General features: G+C 71.7%; 18 protein-coding genes and 1 pseudogene. 5 read left to right on the top strand and 14 right to left on the bottom strand.

From position 1 onward, the window contains the following. Nucleotides 1-82: 82 nt before the first annotated feature. Complete coding sequence (pepN, locus tag ACIA47_RS29725; protein WP_396711609.1) at nt 83-2,599, bottom strand: aminopeptidase N; 2,517 nt, start codon at nt 2,597-2,599, stop codon at nt 83-85. 69 nt (nt 2,600-2,668) lie between these two features. On the opposite strand from pepN, the gene ACIA47_RS29720 reads away from it, so the two are divergent. Beyond that, the gene (locus ACIA47_RS29720) at nt 2,669-2,887 is read left to right on the top strand and encodes a DUF397 domain-containing protein (protein WP_030336536.1); all 219 of its coding nucleotides are present in this window, start codon (nt 2,669-2,671) and stop codon (nt 2,885-2,887) included. 120 nt (nt 2,888-3,007) lie between these two features. On the opposite strand, the gene ACIA47_RS29715 is transcribed toward ACIA47_RS29720, so the two are convergent. Beyond that, nucleotides 3,008-3,409, bottom strand: coding sequence for a hypothetical protein (locus ACIA47_RS29715; RefSeq protein WP_396711608.1), 402 nt, complete (start codon nt 3,407-3,409; stop codon nt 3,008-3,010). Nucleotides 3,410-3,555: 146 nt separating this feature from the next. Here ACIA47_RS29715 and ACIA47_RS29710 point away from each other — a divergent pair, with 146 nt between their 5' ends. Continuing rightward, nucleotides 3,556-4,803: a cytochrome P450 gene (locus ACIA47_RS29710; RefSeq protein WP_396711607.1), complete on the top strand. Its 1,248-nt coding sequence runs from the start codon at nt 3,556-3,558 to the stop codon at nt 4,801-4,803. Between the two features lie 48 nt (nt 4,804-4,851). Here the strand turns inward: ACIA47_RS29710 and ACIA47_RS29705 are convergent. Next, nucleotides 4,852-5,693 (bottom strand): annotated as a pseudogene (locus tag ACIA47_RS29705) (alcohol dehydrogenase catalytic domain-containing protein). A 142-nt stretch (nt 5,694-5,835) separates the two neighbouring features. On the opposite strand from ACIA47_RS29705, the gene ACIA47_RS29700 reads away from it, so the two are divergent. Then, entirely contained in the window at nt 5,836-6,915 is a 1,080-nt protein-coding gene (locus ACIA47_RS29700; RefSeq protein ID WP_396711606.1) for a glycosyltransferase, read from the top strand. 106 nt (nt 6,916-7,021) lie between these two features. Here the strand turns inward: ACIA47_RS29700 and ACIA47_RS29695 are convergent, their stop codons facing one another. From ACIA47_RS29695 to ACIA47_RS29685, 3 genes are read right to left on the bottom strand one after another with little or no spacing between them, the layout of a single operon-like run. Continuing rightward, nucleotides 7,022-7,639: a DUF3618 domain-containing protein gene (locus tag ACIA47_RS29695; protein ID WP_396711605.1), complete on the bottom strand. Its 618-nt coding sequence runs from the start codon at nt 7,637-7,639 to the stop codon at nt 7,022-7,024. Further along, entirely contained in the window at nt 7,636-8,103 is a 468-nt protein-coding gene (locus ACIA47_RS29690; RefSeq protein WP_396711604.1) for a phage holin family protein, read from the bottom strand. Before ACIA47_RS29690 ends, ACIA47_RS29695 begins: the two co-directional genes overlap by 4 nt. A gap of 31 nt (nt 8,104-8,134) precedes the next feature. Next, entirely contained in the window at nt 8,135-8,932 is a 798-nt protein-coding gene (locus tag ACIA47_RS29685) for a hypothetical protein (RefSeq protein WP_396711603.1), read from the bottom strand. Nucleotides 8,933-9,161: 229 nt separating this feature from the next. Here ACIA47_RS29685 and ACIA47_RS29680 point away from each other — a divergent pair, with 229 nt between their 5' ends. Then, nucleotides 9,162-9,653 carry a DUF4383 domain-containing protein gene (locus ACIA47_RS29680; protein ID WP_396711602.1) on the top strand — a complete coding sequence of 164 codons (492 nt, stop codon included), beginning with the start codon at nt 9,162-9,164 and terminating at the stop codon, nt 9,651-9,653. Between the two features lie 56 nt (nt 9,654-9,709). Next, nucleotides 9,710-10,369 (top strand): DUF6766 family protein, encoded by a 660-nt coding sequence (locus ACIA47_RS29675; protein ID WP_396711601.1) that lies wholly within the window; start codon nt 9,710-9,712, stop codon nt 10,367-10,369. Between the two features lie 30 nt (nt 10,370-10,399). Here ACIA47_RS29675 and ACIA47_RS29670 read toward each other — a convergent pair whose 3' ends face one another. The 8 genes from ACIA47_RS29670 to mycP all read right to left on the bottom strand — a co-directional run bounded on the left by ACIA47_RS29670 (nt 10,400) and on the right by mycP (nt 19,418). Further along, entirely contained in the window at nt 10,400-10,849 is a 450-nt protein-coding gene (locus ACIA47_RS29670) for a GNAT family N-acetyltransferase (protein ID WP_112680972.1), read from the bottom strand. A 70-nt stretch (nt 10,850-10,919) separates the two neighbouring features. Further along, entirely contained in the window at nt 10,920-12,386 is a 1,467-nt protein-coding gene (obgE, locus tag ACIA47_RS29665) for a GTPase ObgE (protein WP_396711600.1), read from the bottom strand. 93 nt (nt 12,387-12,479) lie between these two features. Further along, complete coding sequence (gene rpmA / locus ACIA47_RS29660; protein ID WP_030491740.1) at nt 12,480-12,734, bottom strand: 50S ribosomal protein L27; 255 nt, start codon at nt 12,732-12,734, stop codon at nt 12,480-12,482. A gap of 11 nt (nt 12,735-12,745) precedes the next feature. Then, nucleotides 12,746-13,060 (bottom strand): 50S ribosomal protein L21, encoded by a 315-nt coding sequence (rplU, locus tag ACIA47_RS29655; RefSeq protein WP_007464063.1) that lies wholly within the window; start codon nt 13,058-13,060, stop codon nt 12,746-12,748. Nucleotides 13,061-13,226: 166 nt separating this feature from the next. Beyond that, nucleotides 13,227-13,709: a hypothetical protein gene (locus ACIA47_RS29650; protein ID WP_396711599.1), complete on the bottom strand. Its 483-nt coding sequence runs from the start codon at nt 13,707-13,709 to the stop codon at nt 13,227-13,229. 115 nt (nt 13,710-13,824) lie between these two features. Next, entirely contained in the window at nt 13,825-16,938 is a 3,114-nt protein-coding gene (locus ACIA47_RS29645) for an Rne/Rng family ribonuclease (RefSeq protein WP_396711598.1), read from the bottom strand. Between the two features lie 131 nt (nt 16,939-17,069). Further along, nucleotides 17,070-17,882: a TIGR03936 family radical SAM-associated protein gene (locus ACIA47_RS29640; RefSeq protein WP_396711597.1), complete on the bottom strand. Its 813-nt coding sequence runs from the start codon at nt 17,880-17,882 to the stop codon at nt 17,070-17,072. Between the two features lie 156 nt (nt 17,883-18,038). Next, entirely contained in the window at nt 18,039-19,418 is a 1,380-nt protein-coding gene (mycP, locus tag ACIA47_RS29635; protein WP_396711596.1) for a type VII secretion-associated serine protease mycosin, read from the bottom strand. Nucleotides 19,419-19,424 lie beyond the last annotated feature (6 nt).

Genomic DNA, 19,424 nt, shown 5'->3' with positions numbered 1-19,424 from the left:
CTGGGCCAGCCTGCGCTGGCCAGGCCACGGCGGGTCAGCCCCCGCCGGCCACCCCACGGCGTCAGGCCACGCTGCTCAGCGGTCAGGCCGAGGCGGCGGCCACCGCCGTCCGGGCGACCAGCGCGCGACGCAGGTCGTCGTCGGCGTCGGTCACCACCCGGCGCAGGCCAGGGGTCAGGTCGTCGCGGGCCAGCAGCGCCGCGGCCGCCTCCCGGGTGGGCTGCGCCACGGCGTAGCGGGGGAACGCCAGGGCAGCCACCCGGTCGGCCGTCCAGGGGGTACGGCGGTGCGCGGCGGCCGGCATCTCCGCGAAGTACCGATCGACGTACGCGGCGGTCAGGTCGGCCTGCTCGGGTTGCCAGAACCCCTCGGTGATCGCCTCCAGCAGCCGACCGGACAGCGCGGTGTCCCGCAGGATGATCTCCCAGGTCGCCTGCTTCGTCACCGGGTCGGGCAGGGCCGCCCGACAGTGGGCGGCCCGTTCCGCGCCCGTGGAGCTGTTGTCGGCGGCGGCCTCGATGGCGATCTCCGCCTCGCCGGCGGCGCCCAGCACCACCAGGCGACGCAGCACCGCCCAGCGCAGCTCCGCGTCGACCTTCAGACCGGCCGGCACGTCCCGGCCGGCGAGCCAACCGACCAGCAGGTCAGCGTCGGTGGTCGCGGCGATCCAACCCCGTGCGGCGGCGAGCTGCAGCGACTCACCGGCCGGCGCGCCGTCGAGCAGCCGCTGGCACGTCCCGGCGACCCTGGCCAGCGCCGTGGAGCGGGTCAGCGGGTCGAGGTAGCGGTCGACCAGGGACCGGCTGAGTGTCAGCACGTCCTCAGCGATGATCACCTCGGTCTCGGTGGGCAGCGCGGCGGCCATCAGGTCGACCAGGCCGGTGACCGGCCGCTCGCCGTCGGTCGCCGCGTCCAGTGCCTCGCGCCAGAGCACCGCTCGCGCCAGCGGGTCGGCCAGACCGGGCAGCACCTGCGGGACGGCGTCCGCCGACGCCGGGTCGAGGCGTACCTTCGCGAAGGTGAGGTCACCGTCGTTGAGCAGCAACAACCGGGCCGCCGGCTCGCCGGTCAACGCACCGAGCACGGTACGGCCTCCGTCGGCGTTCGGGTCGATGTCCACCTCGTCGCGTCGCCCGGTGCCGTCCATCGAGTAGCGGCCCACGCCGATCCGGTGTGGGCGCAGCACCGGGTACGACTCGGGCGCGGTCTGCACCACGGCCACCTCGGTGTAGCGACCGTCCGCGTCGACGGCGACTTCGGCACGCAGCGTGTTGACCTGCGGGCGGCGCAACCACAGCTCGGCCCAGTCGGACAGGTCCCGCCCGCTGCTGGCGGAGAGGCTGGCCAGCAGGTCGGCGAGGGTGGCGTTGCCGAAGCGGTGTGCGGCGAAGTGCGCGTTCAGGCCGGCGAGGAATGCCTCGTCGCCGAGCCACGCGACCAGCTGCCGCAGCACGCTGGCACCCTTGGCGTACGAGATGCCGTCGAAGTTGAGCAGGCCCGCCTCGGCGTCGACGACCTCCCGTGGGGCGACCGGGTGGGTGGAGGGCCGCTGGTCGGCGGCGTAGCCCCAGGCCTTGCGCCGCATGGCGAAGGTCGTCCAGGCCTGATCGAAGCGGGTCGCCTCGGCGGTGACCCGGGTGCCGAGGTATTCCGCGAAGGACTCGTTCAACCACAGGTCGTCCCACCAGCGCATGGTGACCAGGTCACCGAACCACATGTGGGCCATCTCGTGGGCGATGGTGCCGGCCCGCTGCTCGCGCTGGGTGTCGGTGACCGCCGAACGGAACACGTAGTCGTCACGGAAGGTGACCAGGCCCGGGTTCTCCATCGCGCCGCCGTTGAACTCGGGCACGAACGCCTGGTCGTACTTGCCGAACGGGTAGCGTTCGGTGAAGAGCTGGTGGAACCGGTCCAGGCACTGCCGGGTGATGGTGAAGATCTCCTCGGCGTCGGCGTCCAGGTGATCGGCGAGCGACCGGCGGCAGTAGATGCCCAACGGTATGCCGTCGTGCTCGGCCCGCCGGACGTGGTACGGCCCGGCGATCAGCGAGAAGAAGTACGTGGCCAGGGGCGCGCTCGGGGCGAACTCCCAGCGCCCGGGGGCGGGGTTGGCGGCCAGCTCGGCGTTGCCGGCGACGATCCACTGCTGCGGCGCGGTGACCGATAGGGTGACCGGGGCCTTGAGGTCGGGTTGGTCGAAGGCGGCGAAGATGCGCGGCGCGTTGTCGAGGAAGGACTCGGCGTAGAGGTAGGTCTCGCCGTCGGCCGGGTCGACGAAGCGGTGCATCCCCTCCCCCGTCTTGGAGTACGCCATCTCCGCCTCGACGACGAGCGTGTTCTCCTCGGCCAGGTCGTCGAGCGGCAGCCGGTTGTCGGTGAGCAGGGCGGGGTCCAGGTCGCGGTCGTTGAGGCGTACACCGCGCAGTTTGGCGGGCTTGACCTCGACGAAGGTCGCGGCGCCGGCAGTGGCCCGGAACCGGATCTCGACGCGGGAGCGGAACAGGTCGCCGTCACCGGTCAGGTCGAGGTCCACCTGATAGGACTCGACAGTAATCGACGCGCCACGCGCGGTCGCCTCTACACGGGTCAGGCTCGGCATCCGCTTATCCTGCCCGATGGGGATCGGCACCCGGTCACCACACGACCCTCGGCACTGGAGGAAAGAACCATGGCGCAGCACCCCAAGGGCGACTTCGACCTCTCTCGGGCGGTCTGGCAGCGGGCCGAGGGGGACACCTCCGACAGCGCCGTCGAGGTCGCCTTCGTCGACGATCTGATCGGGATGCGCAACTCGGCCGAGCCGGACGGGCCGGTGCTGGTCTTCACCCAGGCCGAGTGGGACGCCTTCGTGGCCGGCGCGCAGGACGGCGAGTTCGACCTGGACTGACCGTGCCCGCCGACCCGTCGGTGGTGGATCGCCGTGCCGGTGCCCGTGGTCGGGACACCGGCACGGCCACGCTGGCGGGTCGGCCGGCGCACTCCCGGATCGGCCCACCGGAGCTGGTGGTCAACCATCGCCGGGGCCGTCGCCGTCACCCCAGCCGAGGCCACCCGGGCCCGGGGCGTGGTGGAAGCCCGGATGGTCGGCCACGTCGACGCAGCGTTCGCCGTCCGGGCCGACCGCGCCGCAGAACAGCCGCTCGGCCCGCTGCCAGGCGTCCGCCGGTGACAGGGCCGCCGCACCGAGTGCCACCTCCGAGCGGAGCAGGCTCAGCGCCTCCGCGTACGCCACGGCCAGCTCCCGGGCCTCGGCCGGGCCGGGCGCGGTGAAGCCCAGGTGCACTGTGAAGAACCGGTGCGGACGGTTGGGCCGCCGCGGCGGCCCGATCAGTGACCGCCCGTCGCGGCCTGCGCCGAGTGCCCCGGCCGCGCGCCGCTGCCGCCAGCGCGGTGAACTGTTGTCGCGCATCCGCCCTCCCCGTGCTCGTCCCACCAGCAGCAAACCAGGTTCCGCCGCCCCTGGGAGGGGCCAGCCGGGCGGGGTTCAGCGCCGTGGACGGGGGTAAGCGCGCACGGCAAACGGCGACCAGCCGCACCTGCGCGTGAGGAGACCCGATGGCGACCATGCCGGCCGACCGCAGCCCGGACAGCACCCTCGCGCTGCTCCGCGCCGGTTACCGGTTCATCGGCGAACGCTGCGAGCGGTACGGCAGCGATGTCTTCAAGACCCGGATCCTGCTCGCCCCGACCATCTGCCTGCGCGGCCGGCCGGCGGCTGAGCTGTTCTACGACAACGACCGCTTCCAACGCGCCACCGCGATGCCGCTGCGGGTGCAGCGAACCCTGACGGGGCGGGGCGGGGTGCAGGGGCTGGACGGGCCGGAGCACTCCGACCGCAAGGCCATGTTCATGTCGATCATGACACCGGCGGCGATCCAGCGGCTCGGCCAGCTCTTCGACGACGAGTGGCGGACCCGGGTCGCCGCCTGGGAGAGTGCGGGCCCGGTGTCGCTCTACGACGAGCTGGGCCGAATGCTGACCCGGGTGGTCTGTGCCTGGGCCGGGGTGCCGCTGCCCGCGTCGCAGGTCGAGCGTCGCGCCGTCGAGCTGCACGCCATGATCGAGGCTCCGGCCGTGCTCGGACCTCGGCACTGGAGGGGACGGCTGGCCCGGTACCGCGCCGAACACTGGCTCGCCGACCTCATCGAACGGACCCGGGTCGGTTTCTCACCGGCGCCGGCCGGCACCGCCCTGGCCGTGATCGCCGAACACCGCGACGAGCGCGGCAATCTCCTTCCCCGGCGGATCGCGGGGGTGGAGCTGCTCAACGTGCTGCGCCCGGTGGTAGCCGTCGACCAGTACATGACCTTCGCCGCGCTCGCCCTGCACGACCATCCGGCCTGGCGGGAACGGGTCCGCGACGACGACGAGGCCACCGAGCACTTCGTCCAGGAAGTACGCCGCTACTACCCGTTCTTTCCGATCGCGGCGGCCCGGGTCCGGCGGTCCTTCGACTGGCAGGGCCACCACTTTCCGCGCGGCCGACGGGTGCTGCTCGACCTCTACGGCACCAACCACCACCCGACGCTCTGGCCGCAACCGGAGCTGTTTCGCCCGGAGCGGTTCGCCGGCCGCCGGGTCGACCCGTTCGAGCTGATCCCGCAGGGCGGCGGCGACCATTGGGCCGGGCACCGCTGTGCCGGCGAGTGGATCACCATCGACCTGATGAAGCGGGCGGTCACCAACCTCGTCACCACCATGCGCTACGACGTTCCCGTCCAGAACCTGGCCCTGGATCTGCACCGGATGCCCGCGCTGCCGCCCCTCGGGCTGACCCTCACCAACGTCCGCCGCGCCGGCTGACCCCGCCCCGCCGATCGCAGCGACCGGCGAGGCGGATACGCCCGGCCGTCAGGGATGCAGGACGCTGCGCAGACAGCCGTCCTCCTTCTTCTCGAACAGCTCGTACCCCTGGGCACCCTGCTCCAGGGAGAGCGGATGGGTGGCCAGATGACCGGGGTCGATCTCGCCGGCGGCGAGCCGGTCGAGCAGCATCGGGATGTAGCGCTGCGCGTGCATCTGCCCCATCCGCAGCACCAGTGCCTTGTCATGATGACCCGCTCGGCACCCAGGAGTTGCGCCGAACGGGCCGCCATCTGACCGACTCCACCGGCATCCCAGACGGCAACCACCTCGCCACCGGTGAGCCCGCAGAAGTCCGCAGCCATCCACCCGGTGGGCATCGCGTCGGAGGCGAACACCACCGAGTCGTCCGGCACCCCGTCGGGTACGGCGAAGGCGCCGATGTCGCCGAACGGCACCCGGATGTACTCGGCGTGTGATCCCGAGTAGCCGCCGGCGGCGTGCGAGCAGCCCAGGATGCCGGCCGGCGAGTGCCCCCACAGCCTCTCGGTGAACACCGGTTGCGGATTGGAGTTGTCGCAGAGCGAGCACTGCTCGGTCCGGCAGTACCAACAGCCACCGCAGGCGACCACCGACCCCACCACCACCCGGTCGCCGACCCGGTGCCGCCGTACGCCGGGCCCAATCTCCACCACCTCGCTGATGAACTCGTGGCCGAGGATGTCCCCCTCCCGCATCGCCGGCAGGTATCCGTTGATCAGGTGCAGGTCGGAGCCGCAGACGCTGCTGCCCCGGACCCGGACGATGATGTCTCCCTCGGCGCGGATCTGGGGCTCCGGCACGTCCCGGACGGCCAGCTTGCCGACGCCTTCCCAGCAGAGCGCCCTCACGCCCGTCCTCCCGTCATCAGCTTCTCCACCCGGACAACCGGACACGGGGTCCGGCAGTCGGAACGACCCGCTGTTTGATCGACGGAAATGCGGGCAGATGCTGCTCAACACCGACCGCGACCCTGTCCGTCACGGAGTTGCCATGTCCTCGTTCAGCAGTACTGAGAACGCCCGGTGCGCCACCCGCCGGTGGGAGGTCGCGCCCGAGGGCGCCGACACGTCGCCGGTCCGCCTGCCGATGACGTACGTGCTGCCGCTGCGCTGGCACACCGACACCGGCCTGGCCGAGCTGACCGACTACCTGCGCTGGATCGGTCACCGGGTGGAGGTGCTCGTGGTCGACGGCTCCCCTCCGGACGTCTTCGCCCGGCACGCCGAGACGTGGCGGGGGTTGGTCCGGCACCTCCCGCCGGATCCGAGTGAGCGTGGGCTCAACGGCAAGGTGCTGGGCGTACACACCGGCGTCCGCGCGGCCGGCCACGAGCACGTGGTGATCGCCGACGACGACGTCCGGTACGACGAGTCCGCGCTGAGCGCGGTACACCGGCTGCTGGGCCGGGCCGACCTGGTACGACCGCAGAACTACTTCGACCCGTTGCCCTGGCACGCCTGGTGGGACACCGGCCGCACGCTGCTCAACCGGGCGCTCGGGGTGGACTACCCGGGCACCCTTGCCGTGCGGCGCAGCACCTTCCTCGCCATGGGCGGGTACGACCCGGACGTGCTCTTCGAGAACCTGGAGCTGATCCGCACGGTGCGCGGGTACGGCGGCACCGAAGCCAATCCGGCCTGGCTGTACGTCCGCCGACTACCTCCGGATGGCGCGCATTTCCGTGGTCAACGGGTCCGTCAGGCGTACGACGATCTGGCTCAGCCGGCTCGCCTGCTGATCGCGCTCGCGGTGCTGCCGGCCCTGGCGGCGGCGGTCGCGTCGCGCCGGCCCAGGCTGCTGCTCGGCGCGGCGGCCGGTGTCGTCGCCCTGGCCGAGACGGGTCGCCGCCGCGCCGGCGGCACCCGGGTGTTCCCGCCGGCCACGGCACTGGCGGCCCCACTCTGGCTGCTGGAACGCGGTGTGTGCGGCTGGCTGGCGGTCACCCAACGCCTCCTGCTGGGCGGCGTCCGCTACGGCGACACCCGCATCCGCCGAGCCGCCAACCCCGCCCCACGCAACCCACGGCTCCCCGCGATCTTGCACTTCCGGTTGGGACGAAACCGCCGGTAAACCCACAGAACTCCAGCCGAAACCGCAAGATCGGCGCTGACCCCAACGCGACAGCTCGCGGGCACCAGAGGGTGACCGCGAGCTGTCGTGCTGGTTGGGGGTTGGGTCAGGGGGTGGCGTGGTCCTTGACCTGGTGGGCGGCGGACTTCGTGTCGTCCTTGACCGCGTGCACGGCGTCCTGAGCGGTGGACTTCACCGACTCGGCGGCCTGCTGGGCCGGCTCGCGCAGCTCGCTGGCCACCTCGCCCAGCTTCTCCTTCACGGCCCCGCTGTGCTCGCCGACCTTGGCCTTCACCTGGGCGGCGGCCTGCTGCTCGCGGCGGGAGGCCGGGATCAGCGACGAGGCCAGCCAGCCGACGCCGAACGCGATCAGGCCGGCGGCGAGAGGGTTGCCCTGGGACTTCTGCCGGATCACCCGCGGCGCGCTGTGCGCGGCGTCGCTGACAGTGGTCGCGGCCGAGTGCGCGGCGTCGCTGACACCGGAGGCCGCCGACGAGGCGCGGTCACCCACCGAGTGGGCGGCCTGGCCGGTGCCGTGGCCGAGGTCAGACGCGGTTCCCATGACCTTGTCCCTCACATTCTGCAGAGCGGAACGGGCCCGCTGCTTACGGTCGTCGACGATGCGGCTGGGGCTGACCTTGTACGCCAGCGCATCCACATCGGAGCTGAGGCTGTTACGGGTGGCTTCGATCTCGCGGCGGATCTGATCGGGATCGGTGCTCATCGGGTGACTCCCTCCGGGTGCGGCTTGAGCGCGTCGGGGATCCGCTGCACGCTGTCGTTGGTCTGCTTGAGCCCGCGTACGTGCTGGGCGTTCTTCTTGGCCTTCGAGTAGAGGACCGCGGCGACCACGGCCCAGATCACGGCCACGATCAGCGCGGCCAGACCGGAGTCCATGACGTTGTCCAGGAACTGCCAGATGCCGATGGACACGAAGAGGGCCACCATGTAGCCGCCGAAGCCGGCACCGCCGAAGAGGCCTGCGGCCTTGCCGGCCTTCTTGCCCTCCTGGCGGATCTCGGCCTTGGCCAGCTCAACCTCCTGACGCATCAGCGTCGACAGGTCGGTGGTGACCTGACGCATCAGGTCACCCAGCGAACTGCCCTTCACCTCCGACGCGGTGTGCGGGGCATCCGCGTCGGGGTGGTAACCGGAGTCCAGTCCGGACCCCTGCGTCGGCATGCTCATGCCGTCGCCTCCTCTCGGATGACTCGGCGGCTCACGGGCGAGGGCTGCCGCTGGACGGCACGCCCGGCAGCGGGTCGGTCTGGGTCACCGGCGGCAGCGGCTGGCCGGTGCCGGAGTGCTCCGGGTAGTCGCCCCGGCCCGGCTCGGCAAAGCCGCCGGGCGCCGGGTCGGCGTAGGTACCGGGCGTCTGGTCGGTGTAGCCGCCCGGCGGAACGGCGTCCGGCACCGCGCGGGGCGCCGGCGGCTGCGTCGGGATCACGGCGGTCTCCTCCGGGTCGTACGCCCCGGCGCCCCGGAAGGTCGAGGAACCGTTGCCGGAGTCGTCGCCGGCGGCCGAGATGCCACGGGTCAGCCGGCCAGCCAGCACACCGAGCACCGCCGCGCCGACCAGGAAGGTGCCCGGGTTGCGCCGCGCGTAGTCGCGTACCTCGGTGATCAGGTCGCCGGGCTCGCGCTGCTCAAGCCAACCGGCGACGCCCTGCACCCGGTCGGCGGCCTGGCGGGCCAGCTCGGTCACCGGGCCGGCCTGGCCACCCTGCTCGGCCATCGAGCGCATCTCGTCGGCCAGCGAACGCAGCCCACCGGCGGCTCGGCGCTGCTGCTCACCGGTCTGGCTGGTGAGTTGGCTACGGGCCTCGCCGTACAGGTTGCGGGCCTGCCGGGCTGCCTCACGGCCGACCTCGGTGCCCTGCTCCTTGGCGGTCTGGGCGACCGCGCCACCGGCCTGCGCGGCCTCCGACCCGACCTGGCGCGCCTGGTCGCGGACGCCACCGCCGTTGGTCGAGTGCTGCCCGTACGTGGAAGACGTAGGTGAAAGATCGTTAGTCATGATTTCCCTTCCGCTCAGAAAGTCGTCGCGGTTGTGCTGGGGGGATGCGACGCGTTGCCGCCGCCGCTGACCATTCACCTACCCTCCGTTTTGGGTTCCATACCTCTTCGTGCATTTATCTGCGCGGCCCACCTGTTGCTCTTCAAAATGGAGGATCGTCGGGCTGCGTCACGTCGCCGCTGCGGACAGTGAGGTTCGCGAGGCCGGTAGATCCACGGAGGGGGCAGCGATGGCACGAGACGCACGAGGCGGCCGAGCGGCTGGCCCACGACCCCGGGTCCAGCTGGCCGCGCTGGTCGTGGCCGGGGTCTTCCTGTTGATCGGCGTCCTCGGCTTCATCCCCGGTATCACCACCGACTACGGGGAGTTGCGGTTCGCTGGGCACCACTCGGACGCCCACCTGCTCGGGCTGTTCCAGGTGTCGATCCTGCACAACGCGGTGCACCTGCTCTTCGGGTTGGTCGGCCTGGCGCTGGCCCGCAGCGTCGCCGGCGCCCGGGTGTTCCTGGCCGCCGGTGGCGCCATCTACCTCGCTCTCTGGCTGTACGGCCTGGCGATCGAGGCGGTCAACCCGGAGGGCGGGGCGAACATCCTGCCGGTCAACGACGCCGACAACTGGCTGCACCTGGCGCTCGGCTTCGGGATGCTCGCGCTCGGGCTGCTGTTGTCGAACCAGGCGGGGACCGGCGGACGGCTGGACAGCCCCGCCGACCGGCACTGACCTGGGTTTCGTGCCTACGCCCGTGGGGGTAATCGACCCACGAAGGAGGTGCGGTCATGCCTCGTCGGCTGCGTGACAACGCCCTGGCCATCGCCATGCTGGGGGCGTTCCTGGTCTTTCTGGTGTTGCAGAGCGTCTTCGGCTGGCAGACCCACAATGAGGAGCTGACCGAGTTCGGGGCCGCGCCGCTGAGCTGGCCGGCGTACCTGACCAGTGGGCACTTCGCCGAGGCGGTCTTCGAGAACTGGGAGTCCGAGTTCCTGCAGATGGGCGGGTACGTGCTGCTCACCGCGTACCTGGTGCAGCGGGGCTCGGCCGAGTCGAAGCCGATGGACCAGACCGACCGACCGGAGGACGACGAGCGCCGGGCGACCCCGCAGTCACCCTTGCCGGTACGCGTCGGCGGCCTGCCGCTGGTGATCTACCGGAACAGCCTCTCCCTCGCGCTGCTGCTGATCTTCGCCGGTTCGTTCGTCGGTCACCTGCTCGGCGGCACCGCCGCGTACAACCAGGAGCAGGCGCTCCAGAGCGGGGCGCCGCCGATCGGGGTGTGGGAGTTCCTCGGCACCAGCGACTTCTGGTTCCAGTCCATGCAGAACTGGCAGAGCGAGTTTCTCGCGGTCGGCGCGCTGATCCTGCTGAGCATCGTGCTGCGCCAGCACGCCTCGCCGGAGTCGAAGCCGGTGACCGTCGAGCACGCCAGCACCGGCGCCTGAAACGGCGACGCGGCAGCGGCGACGCGGCCGTCAGGCCGCGACCGGCAAACGCTTCGCGAAACAGACGCTGTACGGGTTGCCCACGTACTCGCCGTAGACCGGAATCTGCTGGTAGCCACACGCCGTGTACAGGGCGATAGCGGCCGGCAGGTAGGTGCCCGTCTCCAGGCAGACCACCGAGTGCCCCTGCCGGAACGCGCACTCCTCCAGCGCGGCGAGCAACTGGCGACCGATCCCCCGCCCCCGGTACGCGGGCCGGACGTACATCCGCTTGACCTCGCCGGTCTCGGCATCGAGCGCCTGGAGCCCGCCGCAGGCCACCGCCCGACCGTTCACCACCACCGCCAGGTAGCGGACGTCGTCATGGGGGACGAAGACCTGCCCGTCCAACCCACCATCGGCCTCGCGCAGCTCACGCTGCTGCGCGATGACCATGGCGGCGATCTCCGGATCGGTGGCAGGCCGGGACTCGATCAGCATCACCCCACGCTAGGAGGCGTGGATTTCGGGCAGGTTTCCGGAAATCAACCCCACCACGGAGCGCAACGAACTACTCGGCGTCGTCCTCGTCGTCGATGTTGTCGTCGGATGCGTCCGCGCCCAAATCGTCGGCCGAGCGCACCCGGCGAGCCTTCCGGGCGGCGAGCCGATCCGCGGCGGAGGCCCGGTTCGACTTCTCCTCCAGGCGGACGTCGGTGCCCCGGTTGCCGGGTACGAAGTCCACACCGGCGAAGAGCGTCGGTTGCCAGTCGAACTCGCGCGCGCCGATCCGAACCAGATCACCGGGCTGCGCGCCGGCCTTGGCCAGCTTGTCCTCCACCCCGAGCCGGGCCAGCCGGTCAGCCAGGTAGCCGACCGCCTCGTCGTTGTCGAAGTTGGTCTGCTTGACCCAGCGTTCCGGCCGGACACCGCGCACGGTGAACGAGCCGTCCGCCTCGGCCGTGATGGTGAAACCGTCGTCGTCCACGGCGATCGGGCGGATCACGATCCGGGTCGGCTCGGCGGGCGGAGCGGCCTTACGCTCTGCGTCGACCAGCTCGGCCATCGCGTAGGTCAGCTCCTTGAGCCCTTCCCGGGTGGCCGCGGAGACCTCGAACACCTGGTAACCGCGCTCCTCCAGGTCGGGGCGCACGATATCGGCGAGGTCGCGGCCGTCCGGCACGTCGACCTTGTTGATGGCGACCAGCCGTGGGCGGTCGGTCAGGCCGCCGTACTGGCTCAGTTCGGCCTCGATGGCGTCGATGTCGGCCACCGGGTCGCGGCCGGGCTCCAGGGTCGCCGAGTCGATGACGTGCACCAGCACCGCGCAGCGCTCGATGTGTCGCAGGAACTCCAGGCCCAGGCCCTTACCGGTGGCCGCGCCGGGGATCAGGCCCGGCACGTCCGCGACGGTGAAAGTGTGGTTGTCCATCCGGACCACGCCGAGGTTGGGCACCAGTGTGGTGAACGGGTAGTCGGCGATCTTCGGCTTCGCGGCGGAGATCACTGAGATCAGCGACGACTTGCCGGCGGACGGGAAGCCCACCAGGCCCACATCGGCGACGCTCTTCAGCTCCAGCACGATGTCCAGTTGGTCGCCGGGCTCCCCCAGCTCGGCGAAGCCGGGCGCCTTGCGCTTGGCGTTGGCCAGCGAGGCGTTACCCCGCCCGCCGCGCCCACCGCGGGCGACCTCGAAGGTGGTGCCGGCGCCGACCATGTCGGCCAGCACGGTGCCATCGGAGGTCTGCACCACCGTGCCGTTGGGCACCTTCAGCACCAGGTTGCGGCCGTTGGCCCCGTCCCGGTTCGAGCCGGCGCCGCCCTTGCCGTTGTCGGCCTTGACGTGCGGGTGGAAGTGGAAGTCGAGCAGGGTGGTCACCTGCGGGTCGACCACCAGGGACACGCTGCCCCCGTGCCCACCGTTGCCGCCGTCCGGCCCACCGAAGGGCTTGAACTTCTCGCGGTGGATCGAGACACAACCGTGCCCGCCATCGCCGGCCTGCAGATGCAGAACGACCCGGTCAACGAACGTTGCCACGGCGTCAATCCTTCCAGCGAGGCTCGACCTCGCACTTCGAAAAAGGCTAAGCGGGCCGGGACCCGGAGGTCCGCGGCCCGCTTAGCCCGAGAACTACTGCTGCGGAACGATGCTGACGGTCTTGCGACCGCGCTTGGTGCCGAACAGGACCGAACCGGCGGACAGCGCGAACAGCGTGTCGTCGCCGCCACGGCCGACCAGGTCACCGGGGTGGAACTTGGTGCCACGCTGCCGGATGATGATCTCACCGGCGCTGACGACCTGACCACCGAAGCGCTTCACGCCGAGTCGCTGGGCCGCGGAGTCACGACCGTTACGCGAGCTGGACGCACCCTTTTTGTGAGCCATTGGAGGACGACCTACTTCCCGCTGGAGATGCCGGTCACCTTGACCTGGGTCAACGGCTGGCGGTGACCCTGGCGCTTGTGGTAGCCGGTCTTGTTCTTGAACTTGTGGATCCGGATCTTCGGGCCCTTGGTGTGCGCGGCGATTTCGCCGGACACCGCGACCTCGGCAAGCTTCGCCGCGTCGGTCACCAGGTCGTCACCGTCGACGAGGAGCACCGCGGTGAGCTTCACCGCGTCACCGGGGGCACCGGTGAGCTTCTCGACCTCGATCACGTCGCCCTCGGCGACCTTGTACTGCTTGCCGCCGGTCTTGACGATCGCGTACATCGGAGGCGGACTCCCTGTCGTTGAGGCTGCTGGCGGTCGTTCCCGCAGCGGCTCGCCGGGTAGCAGTGCACGGCGGCGCGGGCACACGGGAACTCGGCACACCAAAGGTGGGCCGCAGGCAAGAGTACGCCATCGCTGGCCCGGACCCCAAACCGGCCCGCCCTGGTCAGCGCGCGCAGAGCTGGTCGAGGCGCTGCTGGAGGCGGTCGAGTTCGGTCTCGTCGATCGACTCGACGTCGGCACCGAGCGCGGAAACCTCGGTGCCGAGGTCGGTGAGCAGCGTCTTGAGCTGCGGATCGTCGGTCCGCTCCGACTGCTCCCGCAGCACGGTCCGCCAGTTCGTCAGCGCCGCCTCAGCCCGTCCCCGGGCGGCCTCGGCTGTGCGGCTGTCCCCGGCGCCCACCGCCGCCAGCATCTGGCCCAGCTCCGCCACGTACGTCCGGACGGCAGTGGTGCTGGCCTCCTGCGCGGCGGCGCAGACCTGGGTGGCGTCGCCGCCCGCCACACCACCGCTGGCCGGCATGCCGGTCGGGCCGGGAGGAGTGCCAGCGGCCGCCGAGCCAGCGCCCTCGGCGGTCCCAGCGGTGGAGCAGCCGGCCGTGCCGGAGAGCATGGTGAGCAGCGCGGTGACCGCGAGCAGACGGCGCATCTTCTTCTCCTGACCCGGGAAGGCCGATCGAGGGCCGGTTGGCCGCAACGACGAGTCCCTCCCCCGTCACTTTGCCGGGAGAGGGACCTCGTCAAACACGTGGCCGGTCAGGCGCTCAGGGGCGGGTCCGCCGACGGGCGCCACCGCGACGCGACCGGCGACGACCGCCACCACCCTCGGTGGTCTCCTCGTCACCCTCACCGTCAGCGAGCGCGTCCGGGTCGTCCGCTGCGGCCAGCCGAGCCGACTCGCCCTGCTGAGCGTCGGAAATCGCCGGTGCGGCGGCGGTGTCCGACTCGTAGCGGGACAGGTCGTAGCCCATGGTGTCCTGGTAGTCGGCGTCCGGCTCGGCCGTGGTGTCGGTGTCGACGACCTCGACAGCGGTCCGCTCGGCCACGGCCGGGGCGTTCTTGCGCGCCCGGCGACGGGACGAGGTGGCAGCCTGCTCGGCCGCCGGAGCGGGAGCCACCGCCGAGGCGACCGCCTTGACCTTCTCCCCCGCACCGGCGGGACGCGGCTTCTCCGGCACCGGCTCGGTGTGGATGATGACGCCCCGGCCCTTGCAGCACTCGCAGGTCTCGCTGAACGCCTCCAGCAGACCCGCGCCGATGCGCTTACGGGTCATCTGCACCAGGCCGAGCGACGTGATCTCGGTGACCTGGTGCTTGGTGCGGTCCCGGCCCAGGCACTCGGTGAGCCGGCGCAGCACCAGTTCACGGTTCGACTCCAGCACCATGTCGATGAAGTCGATCACGACGATGCCGCCGATGTCCCGCAGCCGGAGCTGACGGACGATCTCCTCCGCCGCCTCCAGGTTGTTGCGGGTGACGGTCTCCTCCAGGTTGCCCCCGGAACCGGTGTACTTGCCGGTGTTGACGTCGACGACCGTCATCGCCTCGGTGCGGTCGATCACCAGCGAGCCGCCGGAGGGCAGGAAGACCTTGCGGTCCAGGCCCTTGATGATCTGCTCGTCGATCCGGTACTCGGCGAAGACGTCGCTCGTGCCGACGTGCCGGCGCACCCGGTCGACCAGGTCCGGGGAGACGTGCGACAGGTACGACTCGACCATGTCGTACGACTGCTCGCCCTCGATCACCAGCTCGCGGAAGTCTTCGTTGAACAGGTCCCGGACCACCCGGATGACCAGGTCGGGCTCCCCGTAGAGCAGCACCGGAGCGCCACCCTCGGCGGCCTTGGCCTGGATGTCCTCCCACTGCGCCTGGAGCCGCTTGACGTCGCGGGCCAGCTCGTCCTCGGTGGCGCCCTCGGCGGCCGTCCGGACGATCACGCCCGCGCCGTCCGGGACCAGCTTCTTGAGCACGTCCCGCAGCCGCTTGCGCTCGTTGTCCGGCAGCTTGCGGCTGATCCCGGAGGCGTTGCCGTTGGGCACGTAGACCAGGTGCCGGCCCGAGAGCGCGATGTGGCTGGTCAGCCGTGCGCCCTTGTGCCCGATCGGGTCCTTGGTGACCTGGACCAGCACCGAGTCGCCGGAGCGCAGCGCCTGCTCGATCGAGCGGGCCCGCCCCTCCAGCCCGGAGGTGTCCCAGTTGACCTCGCCGGCGTACAGCACCGCGTTGCGACCCCGACCGACGTCGACGAACGCGGCCTCCATGCTCGGCAGCACGTTCTGCACCTTGCCGAGGTACACGTTGCCGGCCATCGTCCCGGAGGAGTTGCGGGTGACGTAGTGCTCGACCAGCACGCCGTCCTCCAGGACCGCGATCTGGGTGCGGTCACCGCGCTGGCGGACCGCCATCACCCGGTCGACGGCCTCCCGGCGCGCCAGGAACTCCGACTCGCTGAGGATCGGCGGGCGGGTACGGCGCTGCTCCCGACCGTCCCGGCGGCGCTGGCGCTTGGCCTCCAGCCGGGTCGAGCCGGACACACCCTGCACCTCGTCGACGGTCCGGCGCGGCTCGCGGATCTTCACCACGGTCGGCACGCCGTCGTCCGCCGCGCCCTCGGTGTCACCGGCGCCACGACGGCGACGGCGACGGCGACGACGGGTCAGACCGTCCCCGCCCTCGGACTCCTCGTCCTCGTCGGCCTCAGCGTCGGCCTCGGCGGTCTCTTCCTCGTCGGCCTGCGCCGCCTCCTCGGACTCATCGTCCTCGGCGTCGTCGGCCCCGCCCTTGCCCCGGCCCCGGCCCCGGCGACCACGCCGGCGGCGGCGGCGCGCGGCGGCGCTGTCCTCGTCGTCCTCATCCGCCTCGTCGGCCTCGTCGGCCTCGTCGGTCGGTTCCTCCTCGGCCTCGATGGCCTCGATCGGCTCCACCGGCTCGACCTCGCGGCGACCACGCCGACGGCGGCGGGACGGCTCGGCGGCCTCTTCGACGGCCGGCTCCTCGGTCGCCGCGGCGGGCTCCACCGGTCGGGTCACCGGCACGGCGTCCGGCTGGGGTGCCATGAACAGCACGGTGGGCGCGGAGAGCGCGGCGCGCCGACGACGGGTACGCGGCTGCTCCGGCTCGATCTCGGCGGGCTCAGCTGTCACACCGGAGACGGCCACACCCGGTGGCACCTCGCCGGAGCGGTCCTGCGCGCCGCTGCTCCAGGCCAGATCCGCGGCGGACGTGCCCGGCAGAGCCGGGGAGTCGTTCAACTCGGCCTCGGCCTCGCGCAGGTCGGACTCCGCCGGTTCCTCGGTGAGGTCCGGCTCCTCGACGACCGGCTCCTCGACCGCGGGCACCTCGTCGGCGGCGGCCGGCTGCTCGGTGGCGGGCGGCTCCTCGACGGCCGCCGGTGTGGCCTTCTTGCGCCGGGTACGGGTCACCTTGACCGGCGGCACCACCTCGGCCGAGGCCTCCTCCGCAGAGGCGGCGACCAGCGGCTCCTCAGCGGTCGTCTCGACGGGGGCGGCCTTGCGGCGGCGCCGGGGAGCCTTCGGTGCGACGTCCAGGTCGCCGGAGACCGGGGCGAAGACCTCCGCCTGCGGCGACTCGACGTTGCCGGCGCCACCGGTGGGCGCCTCGATCGGGGCGTCGGTCTGCTCCGGCTGGTTGAGCGGAGCGGCCCGACGACGGGTCGCCCGGGTGCGCCGCACCGGCGCGGCCGGTTCGGCCGCCTCAGCGGGAGCGCTCGCCGCGCCAGCCGGTTCCATCGAGGCCGAACCGACGGCCGTCGTGGAGGTCTCGACGGCGGCGCCGTCGGCCGTGGTGCTCTGGTCGGCGGTCTCACCGGCCGGCTGTGAACCGGTCCGTTCGCCGCCCTCGGGCTCGTTCTCGAGCATGGACGTTCTCCAGTTCTGGCTAGCCCGGGCGCGGGTGAGCGCTGCCACGCAGGGTCGCCGCAAAAGTGTTTCCGCCGGGCGCGCGTGGTGCGCGACCGCCGAAGTCTGCCTGCCAGAACACCGACCGTCGGTCAGTGCCCAACGATGGCTGCCCCGTCGCGGTCCGCATCCAACGGATCCACGATCGCACCCTGCGCGGTCAACGTGCCCTGAGCCAGCCGTGTCACCCTCGGCGAAACCGGCGGCTCCAGGTCGGCCACCACGCGGAGGCCGGAAAGGACGTCATCGGGCCGTACGGACGGGGTGACCTGCCGCACGACCAGTTCGAGTATCGCACACGGTACGGCCGGCGCCCCGGAAGGCGTCGGCGTAGGCAGTTGGACATCGATCGACATCACGGCGGCTCGGGCGTCGAAAGTGCGTCGACCCTGCTTGGTCATCCGCTCGACCAGCACCTCCTCGGCCGTGACGAAGGCGTCCACCGCGGCGCGCAGCACCGCCGTGTCGACCTCAGGCAACTCGATGTGCCAGTGCGACGCCTCGATCCGGTCCGGCAGGTTGCCCCCTTCGGCGATCACGGCGTCCAGGACGTCCAGCCCCGGCGAGAGCGCGGCGTCCAACGCGGCGCGCAACGCTTCCGGGTCGACGGCCGCCTGAAGGGCGATTTCCAGGTACTCCGCCTCGCTCGCCACCCCGGTCGGCGCGGCGCTGGCGTAGGAGATCTTCGGGTGCGGGTGAAAACCCTGAGAGAAGGCGACCGGCACGGCGGCCCGGCGTAGCGCGCGCTCGAACGCCCGGGCAAAGTCCCGGTGCGAGGTGAATCGCAGCGGTCCGCGCTTGGCGTACCGGATGCGGACGCGCTGGACGACCGGTGCCTGGCCGCCCTCGGGTTGAGGCTTTCTGGCGATCGTGGGCTCCTCGGGTGTACCTGCGTGTCCGCCCATCCTGGCGCAGGGCTCGTGACGGTACCCAACCGGGGCGGCCGGATCGCCCCGCCAGACGGGTGCAAACCGGCCGTCAGGGTCGCGACCACCCGCCGCGAACGCCGATGGCCGGCCGGTGACGCGGAGGTCACCGGCCGGCCACCATGATCGGACCGGTTACCGCTCCCTCGGCGGGGCGGGCGGTACCCCGCCCGGCGGCGGGCCATAACCGGAGGGCGGGGCGTAACCCGAGGGCGGGGCGTAGCCGGAAGGCGGGGCATACCCGGCAGGAGGGGCGTGGCCGGGTGGGGGCGGGTAGCCCGGCGGCGGGGCGTAGCCCGCGTCAGGCGGCGGGTACGTGCCCTGGGCCGCCCGGTCGAGCACCTCGTCCGGGATGTCGGCGGCCCGGGCCGCCTCCCGCCGGTACCGACGGCGGTTCCAGATGAGGAAGACCGCCAGACCCAGCAGCAACACCAGCACCACGGCGATGCCGATGCCGACCACCATGACCTGCTGGTCGGTGGGGCCACCGCGGTCGCCGTGCTGGGTGACGTCGAACTCCTCGTCCGCACCCTCGGCACGGGCCGGACCCGGGTCGGTCGACGCCGCCGCAGCCGGGTCGAGCAGCGGGTTGGCGGTGACCGGCGGCACGTTCGCGGTCAGCGCCTTGATCGGGTCGATCACCCCGAAGCCGTACTGCGGATCCCGCCCGGACGCACCGGCGTCCCGCGCGGTCCGGATGATCCGGTTGATCACGTTGGGAGCGCTGAGGTCCGGATGTTTCGACCGGATCAGCGCGGCGAGACCGGAGACGATCGCGCTGGAGTCAGAGGTCCCGTCGCCCCAGCCGTAGCCCCCCTCGTTGGCGACGTTGTAGATGCCGTCGCCGGGGGCGGCGACCACCGCCTCCGGCCCTTGGACCGAGCCGGACCAGAACGCGCCGCCCCTGGTCGTCCCGGTCACCGCGATCACGCCCGGGGTGTTGGCGGGACTGCCCACGGCGGTGCGGCCACGGCCGGTGTTGCCCGCGGAGGCGACCACGACGACGTCATGGTCCAGCGCGTACTTGATTGCGCTCTCCTCCACGGGGTTGGCGAGGCCCGCGCCACCGATGGAAATGTTGATCACCTTGGCGCCGCCGTCGACGGCCATCCGAATGCCCCGAGCCATCCCGGCGCTCTTGTAGACCCCATCCTCCTTGCGCATCTTGATGGGAAGGATCTTCACACCGGGGGCGATGCCAGTCACACCGTCGCTGCTGGCCTTGGCCGCGATGATGCCGGCCATGTGCGTGCCATGCCCGTCTTCATCGGCCCGACCATCTCCGGAGGCACCGTAGCTGCGACCACCGGCAAGCACCTGACCGCGCAGGTCCGGATGGCCGGCCTCGACACCACTGTCGATCACGGCCACGACCACGCCTCGCCCGGTCGAGATCTTGTGCGCCTGATCGATCCGGAGCTCGTCCAGATACCACTGCTCGGCCCGTCGGGGCGCGGCTGCCGCCGGCTGAGCGGCCCCCACCACCAGGAGCCCCGCCAGCAGGCACGCGGTCACTGGTCG

This window comes from Micromonospora sp. NPDC051227, from assembly GCF_044455385.1.
GTDB lineage: Bacteria > Actinomycetota > Actinomycetes > Mycobacteriales > Micromonosporaceae > Micromonospora.
This window is presented reverse-complemented; position numbering and strand designations above follow the sequence as displayed.

Coding starts and splice junctions, on each gene's coding strand:
- pepN (WP_396711609.1), bottom strand. CDS start 2,599: ATGCCGAGCCTGACCCGTGTAGAGGCGACCGCGCGTGGCGCGTCGATT.
- ACIA47_RS29720 (WP_030336536.1), top strand. CDS start 2,669: ATGGCGCAGCACCCCAAGGGCGACTTCGACCTCTCTCGGGCGGTCTGG.
- ACIA47_RS29715 (WP_396711608.1), bottom strand. CDS start 3,409: ATGCGCGACAACAGTTCACCGCGCTGGCGGCAGCGGCGCGCGGCCGGG.
- ACIA47_RS29710 (WP_396711607.1), top strand. CDS start 3,556: ATGGCGACCATGCCGGCCGACCGCAGCCCGGACAGCACCCTCGCGCTG.
- ACIA47_RS29700 (WP_396711606.1), top strand. CDS start 5,836: ATGTCCTCGTTCAGCAGTACTGAGAACGCCCGGTGCGCCACCCGCCGG.
- ACIA47_RS29695 (WP_396711605.1), bottom strand. CDS start 7,639: ATGAGCACCGATCCCGATCAGATCCGCCGCGAGATCGAAGCCACCCGT.
- ACIA47_RS29690 (WP_396711604.1), bottom strand. CDS start 8,103: ATGAGCATGCCGACGCAGGGGTCCGGACTGGACTCCGGTTACCACCCC.
- ACIA47_RS29685 (WP_396711603.1), bottom strand. CDS start 8,932: ATGACTAACGATCTTTCACCTACGTCTTCCACGTACGGGCAGCACTCG.
- ACIA47_RS29680 (WP_396711602.1), top strand. CDS start 9,162: ATGGCACGAGACGCACGAGGCGGCCGAGCGGCTGGCCCACGACCCCGG.
- ACIA47_RS29675 (WP_396711601.1), top strand. CDS start 9,710: ATGCCTCGTCGGCTGCGTGACAACGCCCTGGCCATCGCCATGCTGGGG.
- ACIA47_RS29670 (WP_112680972.1), bottom strand. CDS start 10,849: ATGCTGATCGAGTCCCGGCCTGCCACCGATCCGGAGATCGCCGCCATG.
- rpmA (WP_030491740.1), bottom strand. CDS start 12,734: ATGGCTCACAAAAAGGGTGCGTCCAGCTCGCGTAACGGTCGTGACTCC.
- rplU (WP_007464063.1), bottom strand. CDS start 13,060: ATGTACGCGATCGTCAAGACCGGCGGCAAGCAGTACAAGGTCGCCGAG.
- ACIA47_RS29650 (WP_396711599.1), bottom strand. CDS start 13,709: ATGCGCCGTCTGCTCGCGGTCACCGCGCTGCTCACCATGCTCTCCGGC.
- ACIA47_RS29645 (WP_396711598.1), bottom strand. CDS start 16,938: ATGCTCGAGAACGAGCCCGAGGGCGGCGAACGGACCGGTTCACAGCCG.
- ACIA47_RS29640 (WP_396711597.1), bottom strand. CDS start 17,882: ATGGGCGGACACGCAGGTACACCCGAGGAGCCCACGATCGCCAGAAAG.